The sequence below is a fragment of the Brevibacillus laterosporus LMG 15441 genome (genome assembly GCF_000219535.2).
In the GTDB taxonomy this organism is placed as follows: Bacteria; Bacillota; Bacilli; order Brevibacillales; family Brevibacillaceae; genus Brevibacillus_B; species Brevibacillus_B halotolerans.
This window is the reverse complement of sequence record NZ_CP007806.1, coordinates 4490750-4501767: the sequence shown is the minus strand read 5'-3', so window position 1 is coordinate 4501767 and position 11018 is coordinate 4490750. Positions and strand designations below refer to the sequence as shown.

Sequence of the window (11018 nt, the reverse complement as noted above, 5' to 3'; positions counted from 1 at the left end):
AATCATTCTAATTATAATTGAGACACTGAAAAATGTTAGGAGTGTGACGGTAGATGGCACAACGCAAACCAGATTGGCTAAAAATAAATCTCGCATCTGGACAAGATTTGGACAACTTCCGTGAAATTAAGCAGATGATGCGTGGGAAAACCCTGCATACGGTTTGCGAGGAAGCAAAATGTCCCAATATACATGAATGCTGGGTGAATCGAACCGCCACTTTTATGATTTTAGGCGATATTTGCACACGTGCTTGTCGTTTTTGTGCAATAAAAACAGGTCTTCCAACCGAGTTGGATTTGGCAGAGCCAGAACGTGTAGCAGAAGCATCTGAACAAATGGGCTTGAAGCATGTTGTTGTAACTTCTGTAGCACGTGACGATTTAGCTGATGGGGGAGCAAGTATCTTTGCAGCTACGATCAAGGCTATTCGCAAACGACTTCCTCTTGCTACGATCGAGGTTCTTATCCCTGACTTTATGGGGAACTGGGATGCATTGAAATTAGTTATGGATGCCCGCCCTGATGTATTGAATCATAATATTGAAGCAGTGCGCCGCTTATCCGATCGTGTACGTGCTCGTGCTAAATATGATCGTACGTTGGAGTTATTACGTCGTGCAAAAGCGATGCAACCAACCATTCCAACCAAATCAAGTCTGATGATTGGTGTGGGTGAAGAAATTGAGGATATTTTGGAAACCATGGATGACTTGCGCGCGGTTGACGTTAATATCATGACGATAGGACAATACCTGCAACCAACGAAAAAACACATTGCTGTAACCAAGTATTACCATCCGGACGAATTCCGTATGATGAAAGAAGAAGGAATGAAGCGTGGTTTTAGTCACGTAGAATCAGGTCCGTTGGTACGAAGCTCTTATCACGCGCACGAGCAAGCGAATGCAGCAAAGGATACCATTGCGGCTGCTAACGCGTAATTGACAATAGATTAGATAAGCAATAATACGTTTCCTACAAACCTATCATTTTAATGGAAAAGCACCCTCAAACCATAAGCTTTATGGCAAAGGGTGCTTTGTTGTCGTTTAGCGCGTCATGCTTGGTGTCTTGTTCATCATGCTTTTGGTTTTTTCGGAATCGGTCATGCCCCCAAAGCTTTTCACAAGACGATCGACTGTTTGAACATGAGCTGCTCCCGTTGTGCTTTGCGTACTTGCTGTTTTTGCCGAGGAATTCGCTACATGAGACAATTCCTTAGTCATATTTGGATCATCGGTCAAATACACCTTGTAATACCGTGGTGCAATGGACAAAGCGCTGTTCCGAGCCTTTACGGTAGCAGAGCGATCATCTTTATCAGATGTTTTGACACCGACAAAAATTTCTTCATCCGTTACTAGAACGGTAGCATTATCAATTCCAGGAACACTACAAACAACTTGACCTACTGCTTGTGCCAATGCATCACGGTCAATATAGACGCGCGATGTTTTTTCGTACCCGCGCAATTGATTGCGATGTACAACAGCATATCCTGTTGTATTTGCATTTTGGCCATAGGAGGTGTTATAGGTGCTATATATGCTTGGTGCACCTGTCCCACTCATTGCATTGTAATACGGATAAGAATGCGTACTGTTAGGTCTGCCATATGCATTGTAGATTCCTACCCCATTCATCCGATAGCTTTGTCCATAGCTTTCATTGGAGTATAGGCTGGCTCCTTTAGTCAAAGTTCGTCCAGAATAGGGGGAACCACTCCTGTTGTAGGTGTTTGCTCTATACATAGAATTCGGAGTAGCTGTACCATCAGGGGTTGTTCGATACGCAGAGGTTCCACCATGTCTTAGGTAATCATTGTAATTAGGCTGGCTGCCATAGAAAAAAGATGGACGTCCAACATTGTTACGGTAACCAAACCCATCGTAATCATAGTTATTGATGTTTGTACCATAATTACGGTTTGTGTAAGCAGAGCTGGTATAGGATTTTGTTTTAGCTGTTCCGCCACCAGGGGTGGTTCCACAAGCAGATGTTAGTAATGCTAAGCTGGCTACAGTAGCAAAAATCCATTTCTTTTGCATAGATGGACACCTCCTGAGAATAGATTGCCCTCTTTAAGGATATGTTTTTCCGTAAAAAATGTGGTAAGATTGGAGAAGATGGTCATGTTTGAGGTTTTAGAAGAGGAGGAAGTACTCTTGATTCGCTTGCAAGCAGGTGTGTATGAATTATTGGAAGAAAATCGTGATGGCTGGAATCTGGAGGTCTGCAAAGAACGCTACAGCGATGTATTGGATAAATACGATTACATCGTAGGTGACTGGGGCTATGGCCAGCTTCGTTTACGCGGATTCTTTGAAAATACAAATCGTAAAGTGCCTTTTGAGCAAAAAATTGCTGCCTTAGATGAGTATCTTCAGGAATATTGCAATTTCGGCTGTGCTTATTTTGTTCTAAAGCGCACCAAACGTTTAAATGAATCTGAGCTAGAAGACGAAACAGACCAAACCCTGATTGATCTGGAAAGCCTAGATAAAGAATCATCTTCTCAAGCGACCCAAACTCCTACCCGACCTCGAAATTATGAACGTCCCTTTAAACGTCGATCGGACAAGAATGATAAGCCGTCTCGTTTTCCTCGACAAGATCGGGAGCGTCCGAATAAAGAGGGGAAAGATGGGAAGGATCGAGGGAATTCGAAAGCCAATCGAACCGAACAAATAAGCAAAGAGAAGCGTGCTAACAATCAAGCTCCAAAAGGACCACGGGTCAAACCAGCGGCTCCACCTACTAAAAAAGTCATTCAAACGGAAAAATAACGATACAAAAAACACCTGATGAGATAAAAAGGATTCTCAGCAGGTGTTTTTTTGGTTAGTTATACGGACTCATATCCAAATCCTTCTTCCCCATACACTGGTCCATCGACACTACTGTAGGTAAACGGTGAATAAAGGGGTTGGTAAAAGGACGGATAAAAGGGTGGATATGGGCTGAAATAATGCGGGTGGTGGTGATGTCTATGATGATGATGTGAACTATCGTGATGCCAATCGTGTCTTTGTACAGGAACGTATTGATAAGGTGAATACTCAGGAATCATATAGGGTGTGTTGGCTGGGGAATAATAATGAGGATAACTACCTGCATAGTTGCAAGTATTTCCTACATTGTACTCTGAATGTTGAATCTGATCTCTGGGCTCAGGCTGTTGGGGACAATGACCTTGGATTGGTTGGCTTTCGAATTGACTTTCCATAATCAACGATACACTCCTCACATTTTCTATTTTCTATTTATGGGAGCAGTATACGAGGAAAATAGGCATTTGGCGTATGTCCATATGTAAAATGGGCACTAAAGGCAAAGAAAAAAGCCCTCTGGCATTGCAGAGGACTCAGTGTTATTACCCAATGACTCGAACTAAAAACTCTTTTAATTCTTCCGCTTCTGCCTCAGTGATTTGATAGGCATACTCTAGGTATCCTTCTTCTTCTAAATCATCTGGGCCGATAATCGCACTACGACCGTTCTGAATATTGACAACCAGCTTTTTGCCATAAAAACGACTTGTTTTGATAATTGCCAGATCAAAACGTGTGGAATCGCCCATAAAACTCACAAATCGAGTAGTTGTTTCTTCCGTTTCATCATACAGATAGAAAGGCTCGTGGGACATTTATATTACCCTACTTCCATACTAAGTTTGGTTTATGATCTAGACTGTGTCTAGCCTCTACGAAACGAATCGTTCTCGTTTTTGCTCTCATGACTAGGGAATGAGTCTTAGCTATATTATTGCTTAGAAACTTAACCCCTTGCAATAGTTCACCGTCTGAAACTCCAGTTGCGGCAAAAATGGCATCATCACCGGAAACCAAATCATTAATTGTCAAGAGCTGCTCAGGGTCATCGAGTCCCATTTGGCGGCAGCGTTCGCGTTCTTCATCGTTTTGTGGCTTTAATCGTGCCTGCATATCTCCGCCTAAGCATTTGATAGCAGCAGCACTAATGACGCCCTCAGGAGCACCGCCAATGCCTACAAACAAATCAATTCCCGATTCTTCTGGCATAGAAGCAGCAATAGCAGCACCTACGTCACCATCTCCAAATAGCTTGACACGAGCCCCAGCTTCTAGAATCGCGTTAATGATATCCTGATGGCGCTCCCGTTCCTGAACAATCACAGTGACGTCTTCTATGCGTTTTTGATTTGCTTTTGCAACTGTTTCTATCATTTTTTCGATTGGATCATCTAGATTGATTAAGCCGGCTGCGGCAGGTCCTACTACTAATTTTTGCATGTACATATCTGGTGCATGCAGCATAGTGCCACGATCTCCAATTGCAAGAACTGCCATGGCGTTATTGTGGCCCTTCGCAAGAATCGTTGTTCCTTCCAAAGGATCTACGGCAACGTCAACCTCTGGAGAATCCTCTGATTGATTACCTAGTTTTTCTCCAATATACAGCATCGGTGCTTCATCAAGCTCTCCTTCACCGATGACAACCGTACCGCGAATGGAAATTGTGTCAAATACGGCGCGCATTGCTGATGTCGCAGCGTCGTCAGCTTCATTTTTTTTGCCACGCCCCATCCAGCGTGCAGAAGAGAGCGCTGCTGCCTCTGTAACACGAACAACCTCTAACGCTAATTCTCTTTCCATCTGATCCTCCTGTAACAATCGTTGTTATCGTTTTCTCTAAAACGTGCTTTATCGACTTCATTTTATCATATCATCTGAAAAACAACAGGTGTTCTCCTGATGAAAAGCGAAAGAAATGTTTGGATAGGGAAGATAATGTACGGAAATCACCTCTGAGCTATTAGATAAGTTATTTCATTCAGTATTTTTGTTATAATGGGACAAGGAAATGAGGTGAGTTTGTTGACGGAAGACCTTGGGATGAGCTTACTTGTATTGCTGATGGTTGTATTCACGTTTTTTGGAACTGTACTTTGGGCAAGGCTTGCTTCTAAAAAACGCAAAAAATAGATGATTAAGCGGGGGAAGACAACATGTACGATGTAAATACAGCAAAAGTCGAGCAGGTTCTTACTTATATGGAACGCATGCTAACGCTTTTATCTCAAAATATTACTTATTCTGATGAAGAACTGGCTTGTGACCAAATCAAACAATTAGCAATCGAACGCGCTTTGCATATATGTATAGAAGGAATTGCTGATGTAGGAAACGCTCTTATAGATGGATTTATCATGCGTGACCCTGGTAGCTATACCGATATCGTAGAAATCCTTCGTGACGAAACTGTTCTGACAGACGAGCAGGCTACAGTTCTACATCGTGTTATGGAATTTCGCAAACCACTTGTTACCTATTCAGAGATTTCTGTCTTGGATATGAGTGCATTAGTTAGAGAAGCTCTACCAATATTAACAACATTTGCACCCTCTGTTCGGACATACATTCAAAAGGAATTATTTTAGGAATAAACAAGGCAAATAGGTTAGTAACAAAAGTGGATTTTTTAAACAAAAACCTTTCATTAGTTTACTAATGTTATTCCTTCCTGTAGAATAGGAGAGAAAGGACGGTGATTGTTATGTCAAAGGAACAGACTTCCACACGTGATCAAATTCTGCATATGTTAAAAGTTAAAGGTTCCCTTTCGGTTAGCGATATTGCGTTGGATTTGGGCATCACGGAGATGGCAGTACGTCGCCATTTGAACACGTTGGAGCGTGACAATCTGATCAAGTCCTCGCTGGTACGTCAAGCGATGGGTCGTCCGACTAATGTATACTCCTTATCACAGCAAGCGGATGAATTATTTCCGCGTAACTATCATGATCTTACGCTAGACTTCCTTCAAGATTTAGTTGATATAGACGGAGCGGACAAGGTAGCAACCTTGTTTCGTAGACGAGAAGATCGACTCGAAGAAACGTATCGTCCCTATATTCAAGGCGAATTGGAAGAAAAGGTAGCTGCATTAGCGGATATACAAAATCAGAAGGGCTACATGGTGGAATGGGGTAGAGACGAGGAGACAGGGGACTATTTTATTAAAGAGTTTAACTGTCCAATCTCTCAGGTAGCTCGCCAGTTTAATCAGGCATGTAGTTGTGAATTGTCATTATTTAAACGCGTATTAGGTACAGAGGTAGAACAGGCCTCCTGTATGGCCAAAGGTGGAGACAAATGCCTGTACAAAATTAAACAAAAGGCTGAATAAAGAGCTAACAAACCACTCATCTGCGGGTGGTTTTTTGTTTTGTACAAGAGGATGTCATTTGTCAGGCTCAAATCAAGCAAGTACAATAGAGTAAGGCTAGGTGAAGGGAGAGACTACATGAAAACATATAAAGGATATCTGCTTGATTTAGATGGTACCATCTATCATGGGAACCGTGTTATACCTGAAGCTGTCACTTTTATAACATATCTTCAGGAAACAAATACTCCCTATCTATATGTTACAAACAATTCATCAACCACTCCTGAAAAGGTGGCAGAACGTCTAAGCAACATGGGCTTACCTACCACGCCCGATCAGGTTTATACAACTAGCATGGCTACAGCAAAATATTTAACAGAACAAAAAGAACGGCCCAAAACGTATTTTGCTTTAGGGGAAGAGGGTCTACAGACAGCCATGGAGGAGGTAGGATTTTCATTTACAGAAGAAAATCCCTCCTATGTCATCATCGGTATTGATCGAGACATTACCTATGAAAAATTAACAACAGCTATGCGTGCCATTCGAAATGGAGCCACCTTTATTGCTACCAATGCAGATCCTGCACTACCAACAGAACACGGTCTCATGCCTGGAAATGGAGCATTAGTAGCTGCTGTAGCGACTGCATCAGCCGAGCGTCCTACTATTATTGGAAAACCAGAATCCATTATTATTACGTACGCATTAGAAAAGCTGGGAACCAAACCAGAGGAGACCATCATTGTGGGGGATAACCTACACACAGATATTCAAGCGGGCATCAATAGTGGCATTGACACCCTGCTTGTGCTCTCAGGATATTCCACGCTGGAGGATGCAGATAAACATGATGAACCACCTACGTATGTAGAACACAGTCTGCTTACTTGGATGGATAAGATACGCTCTTAGCTTTAAGCTCTTCTTCTTCCTGACGACGACGCCGGTGGGCCAATCGGCTGGATGCTGCGGCTGCAATTGCGCCTACCAGGTCGTCTAAAAAGGTATGTACACCGTACTTTTTATCGTTTAATTTTTCTAGCACACCGTATTTTAGCTTGTCGGCATACCCATAATTGGTAAATCCAATACTTCCGTAAATATTGACAATTGCGAGCGCCAAAACCTCGTCTACTCCAAAGAGAGATTCATCAGTCGCAAGCATCTCTTGCAAAGGGGATAATAGCTTATTCTGTTCAGCTAGTATGTCTAACTGAATGCCTGTTAAGAGTGCATTTTGTACCTCACGCTTTTGTAGGACGGCATTTACGCTTTCTATACATTGTTCCATTTGTAGGTCGGGTATATATTTTTCTTGAAGAAATTTTACGATCTCCCCAATATCTTCAAGGCGCACTCCTCGCTCATGCAAAAGTTCAATTGCTTTAGAGTAGACTTGTTCACTCCAAATATGCTGCTGTTGATTCAACAAATATCGCCTCTTTCTAGCCTAGATACAGATAGCATTTGTCTTTTTTAGGTAGGCTATACTCACCTATGCCCATGAAATGTCATAAGCTATTTCAACAGATTCAGGGCAGGAGGTCTAGGTGATGGAAGAACTATTGGGCAGGTTTTGTGAGGAGTACTCTTTTGTAGATGCAGAGTGGAAAGAGGAGAATGGACGCAAGCTGCTGTATACGGATCGAGGATTACACTACATCCACACTTGTCCCACATCGTACCGGGCAAAGGGCTTTTTAGTTGAGAAGGCAATGGATGTGATCCATAAAAATTGTGATCTAAAAGTCTTACCCATTTGTAAAGCTAATGATGATAATTATCATATGAAAGATGGAGAAGTTCTGTACTATCTGCAAGAGGGCATGAGGGAGACAACGTGGGAGCGTCATTATTTTAATCTGGGTAGGTCACTGGCGGAGTTTCACCAAGCGACTCGCACGCTTTCATGGGATAAGCTCTATTTACCATACCGCTCCATAGGTACATGGCCAGAGATGTGGGAAAAGAAATGTAAAACCTATGAAAGTTTACTCGATAGTTTGGAAAAATCGAAAGCATTCAACCCCTTTGAGGTTTATTTATTTACAATGTTTACGTATATACAAGTATCTTCATCCACCGCTATTGATTATTTAAAAGGTAGTGGTTATAAACGATTAACCAATGCGATAAGTAAGCAAGGAAAGATAGCTTTTCAGAATTTTCAAGATGGTCATATTTTGTTTCATGAAAGTGGAAAAAGATACATCGCGGGACAATATAGCTGGGTACTGGATATGCGTACGCGTGATATTGGGCAAGGTATTAAATGGATTGTTCGCAAAAATGGATGGCAAGAAGATAAAGTAATAGAATTTTTAGTGGGTTATCAATGTATAGCACAGCTCTACCCTGAGGAATATTCCTTTATTTTTGCAATGCTGCTGTACCCCTCTCGCTTTTTAAAAACAGTGGAGATTTATAGCCTCATGGGCGATGAGGAGCGCGCATTAGTGGGAGAGGATTGGCAAACCCCGCTTGATGAAGAGCTTGCTACCATGGAACAAGTGCTTGGGCAATATCCAGAAGCAATTCGTCAGTACTTCGGCGTTGAAATTCCCGAGATACATTGGCTATGGAGGTTACCTGAAGATGACAACAAAACCATTTGTATATGTGACACGGAAAGTAGCGGAGGAAGCTATGAATCTTTTAGCGACTATAGCGACTGTTGAGGTATGGGATCAGGAATACCCTGTCCCCCGTGATATTTTATTAGAAAAAGCGAAACGCTCGGACGGCTTATATGTTATGCTGTCCGACCGGATCGATCGTGAAATCATTGATGCTGCCCCTCATTTAAAAGTAATTTCTACCCTCGCTGTTGGATATGACAATATTGATTTAGAAGCTTGCAAAGAGAAAGGTATTGTTGTAACGAATACACCAGATGTGCTAACAGATGCTACTGCTGATCTGACTTTTGGATTGTTAATGGCGGCGGGGAGACGTTTTATAGAAGCAAACAGAGTGCTGATGAATGGAGAATGGAAAACATGGAGTCCTTATTTCATGGCGGGCCAGCGCATTCATGGTGCAACGATTGGAATCATAGGGATGGGGCGGATTGGTGAAGCTGTTGCCAAAAGAGCAGCTGGCTTTGATATGCGAATCTTATACCATAATCGGAGCCGCAGAGTAGAGGCAGAACAGACCTATGGGGCTACATATTGCTCATTACCTGATTTATTGTGTGAATCTGATTATGTCGTGCTATTAACACCATTAACGGAGGCAACGAAAGGTCTAATGGGTGCAGAGGAATTTGCAATGATGAAGTCTACGGCAGTCTTCATTAATGCCTCGCGTGGAGCTACGGTAGATGAAGAGGCTCTATACCAAGCTTTGAAACAGGGAACGATTTGGGCGGCTGGTTTAGATGTTTTCGGGCAGGAGCCGATCCCAACAAATCATCCCCTTCTATCCCTTCCAAATGTAGTGGCTCTTCCACATATCGGTAGTGCTACTTATGAAACGCGAGATCGTATGGCGATGCTTGTCTCTGAAAATCTAGTGGCTGTACTTTCGAAAGGCGAGGCGATTACTCCTGTATGAACCCAACCTTTTTGATGTCTTTGGTCTGTTTCGTCTTCCTAGTGATAGTGTTCCTAGTGGTAATTAGCATGTATGTTGGCCATAAATTACTGCATCCAAGACGTAAGCCGATTAATGTTCATCCTGAGGATTACGGTTTACCTGCATATGACTGTATTACATTTCCAAGTCGTGATCAGTTGCAGATGAAGGGCTGGTATTTTTCTGCTGCGAAGCACCGAGAAGCACTTTTGAATCAAATAGATAAAGGAACAGCAGAGGCTAAACAGGAAAACAATTCTGTACAACCACTTAGAAATGCTACGATTATTGTTGCCCATGGCTATAGCCAGAATCGCTTAGAACAGCATTTACCGGCGTTAACGCTTGCTAAATCCTTTGTAGAAGCTGGGTATGATACACTCCTTTTTGATTTTCGAAATGCTGGGGAATCAGAAGGGAATTTGACTACAATTGGATTAGAAGAGCAGAAGGATTTGTTAGGAGCAATTGATTTTGCTACAAACTACGCTCCAGATCATTCTATTGGTTTGATTGGTTTTTCTATGGGGGCGGCTACCGCTCTGCTGGTTGCAGGGGAAGATGAACGCGTGAATGCAGTGGTTGCGGATTGTCCCTTTGCTTTGCTATCTGATTATCTTTCTAACAATTTGCCAGTGTGGACAAGACTCCCTTCCTTTCCGTTTACATCGATTATCCTAACTGTCATACCGATCCTGGTGGGGGCAAGCCCAAAGCAGGTGAAGCCTATAGAGGCAGTCAAACGATACGGCTCTAGACCGTTGCTTCTTATTCATGGCAGAGAGGATAAGACGATTCCTTATAAGGAAAGCGAAAAATTATATGAAGCAGCCATGCACCCCGAAGCAGAATTATGGCTAGTTCCAGAAGCAGATCATGTGCGGTGTTATACAAGAGATAGAGCATTATATTCTCGTCGAGTAATTCAGTTTTTTGATCGCTTTGTGGGGAAAAGTCCGAATAAGTAAAACGGACTTTTCCTATATGCTGCATCGGTTTTTACACAAAAAAAGCATTCAAGGCATAGGCACATGAATGCTTTCAATCGTATAATAATCTTAAAATACTTGTTGAACTTCTACAACACCAGGTACTTCTTCAACTAATGCGCGTTCAATACCGGCTTTTAGGGTGATGGTAGAAGAAGGGCAGCTACCGCAAGCACCCATCAAACGTAGTTTAACGATGCCATCTTCAACGTCAACAAGCTCAACGTCACCGCCATCGCGTTGAAGGTACGGACGAAGCTTTTCTAGTACTTCTTGTACTTGTTCTTTCATGGA

General features: G+C 42.4%; 14 protein-coding genes. 8 read left to right on the top strand and 6 right to left on the bottom strand.

Features of this window, described 5'->3' with window-relative positions:
* The first annotated feature begins 53 nt into the window (after positions 1-53).
* The gene (gene lipA, locus BRLA_RS19825; protein ID WP_003334619.1) at positions 54-944 is read left to right on the top strand and encodes a lipoyl synthase; all 891 of its coding nucleotides are present in this window, start codon (positions 54-56) and stop codon (positions 942-944) included.
* A gap of 108 nt (positions 945-1052) precedes the next feature.
* Here the strand turns inward: lipA and BRLA_RS19820 are convergent, their stop codons facing one another.
* Positions 1053-2051: a YhcN/YlaJ family sporulation lipoprotein gene (locus tag BRLA_RS19820; RefSeq protein WP_003334620.1), complete on the bottom strand. Its 999-nt coding sequence runs from the start codon at positions 2049-2051 to the stop codon at positions 1053-1055.
* Between the two features lie 84 nt (positions 2052-2135).
* Here BRLA_RS19820 and BRLA_RS19815 point away from each other — a divergent pair, with 84 nt between their 5' ends.
* Positions 2136-2789 carry a YutD family protein gene (locus BRLA_RS19815; RefSeq protein ID WP_003334621.1) on the top strand — a complete coding sequence of 218 codons (654 nt, stop codon included), beginning with the start codon at positions 2136-2138 and terminating at the stop codon, positions 2787-2789.
* A 59-nt stretch (positions 2790-2848) separates the two neighbouring features.
* On the opposite strand, the gene BRLA_RS23860 is transcribed toward BRLA_RS19815, so the two are convergent.
* The 3 genes from BRLA_RS23860 to glpX all read right to left on the bottom strand — a co-directional run bounded on the left by BRLA_RS23860 (position 2849) and on the right by glpX (position 4637).
* The gene (locus BRLA_RS23860) at positions 2849-3229 is read right to left on the bottom strand and encodes a hypothetical protein (RefSeq protein WP_142179892.1); all 381 of its coding nucleotides are present in this window, start codon (positions 3227-3229) and stop codon (positions 2849-2851) included.
* Positions 3230-3376: 147 nt separating this feature from the next.
* Positions 3377-3649: a DUF3055 domain-containing protein gene (locus BRLA_RS19810; RefSeq protein ID WP_003334622.1), complete on the bottom strand. Its 273-nt coding sequence runs from the start codon at positions 3647-3649 to the stop codon at positions 3377-3379.
* Positions 3650-3659: 10 nt separating this feature from the next.
* Positions 3660-4637, bottom strand: a complete 978-nt coding sequence (gene glpX / locus BRLA_RS19805; RefSeq protein ID WP_003334623.1) for a class II fructose-bisphosphatase — start codon at positions 4635-4637, stop codon at positions 3660-3662.
* A 353-nt stretch (positions 4638-4990) separates the two neighbouring features.
* Between glpX and BRLA_RS19795 the strand changes: the two genes are divergently transcribed.
* The 3 genes from BRLA_RS19795 (at position 4991) to BRLA_RS19785 (ending at position 7068) form a co-directional block, all read left to right on the top strand.
* On the top strand, positions 4991-5422 hold the full coding sequence (locus tag BRLA_RS19795) for a DUF86 domain-containing protein (protein WP_003334626.1): 432 nt from the start codon (positions 4991-4993) through the stop codon (positions 5420-5422).
* A 116-nt stretch (positions 5423-5538) separates the two neighbouring features.
* Positions 5539-6171 carry a helix-turn-helix transcriptional regulator gene (locus BRLA_RS19790; RefSeq protein WP_003340871.1) on the top strand — a complete coding sequence of 211 codons (633 nt, stop codon included), beginning with the start codon at positions 5539-5541 and terminating at the stop codon, positions 6169-6171.
* Positions 6172-6288: 117 nt separating this feature from the next.
* Positions 6289-7068, top strand: coding sequence for a TIGR01457 family HAD-type hydrolase (locus tag BRLA_RS19785; protein WP_003334628.1), 780 nt, complete (start codon positions 6289-6291; stop codon positions 7066-7068).
* Here the strand turns inward: BRLA_RS19785 and BRLA_RS19780 are convergent.
* Positions 7040-7588, bottom strand: a complete 549-nt coding sequence (locus BRLA_RS19780) for a phosphatidylglycerophosphatase A family protein (protein WP_003334629.1) — start codon at positions 7586-7588, stop codon at positions 7040-7042. The genes BRLA_RS19785 and BRLA_RS19780 overlap by 29 nt on opposite strands.
* Before the next feature lie 121 nt (positions 7589-7709).
* Here BRLA_RS19780 and BRLA_RS19775 point away from each other — a divergent pair, with 121 nt between their 5' ends.
* Genes BRLA_RS19775 through BRLA_RS19765 form a run of 3 tightly spaced genes read left to right on the top strand, consistent with a single transcriptional unit; the run spans position 7710 to position 10703 of the window.
* Positions 7710-8834: a protein kinase family protein gene (locus BRLA_RS19775; protein ID WP_003334630.1), complete on the top strand. Its 1125-nt coding sequence runs from the start codon at positions 7710-7712 to the stop codon at positions 8832-8834.
* Positions 8752-9714, top strand: coding sequence for a 2-hydroxyacid dehydrogenase (locus BRLA_RS19770; RefSeq protein ID WP_003334631.1), 963 nt, complete (start codon positions 8752-8754; stop codon positions 9712-9714). Before BRLA_RS19775 ends, BRLA_RS19770 begins: the two co-directional genes overlap by 83 nt.
* Complete coding sequence (locus BRLA_RS19765) at positions 9711-10703, top strand: alpha/beta hydrolase (RefSeq protein WP_031309458.1); 993 nt, start codon at positions 9711-9713, stop codon at positions 10701-10703. The genes BRLA_RS19770 and BRLA_RS19765 overlap by 4 nt, the downstream gene beginning before the upstream one ends.
* A gap of 90 nt (positions 10704-10793) precedes the next feature.
* Here the strand turns inward: BRLA_RS19765 and BRLA_RS19760 are convergent, their stop codons facing one another.
* Positions 10794-11015 (bottom strand): NifU family protein, encoded by a 222-nt coding sequence (locus tag BRLA_RS19760; RefSeq protein WP_003334633.1) that lies wholly within the window; start codon positions 11013-11015, stop codon positions 10794-10796.
* Positions 11016-11018: the final 3 nt, after the last annotated feature.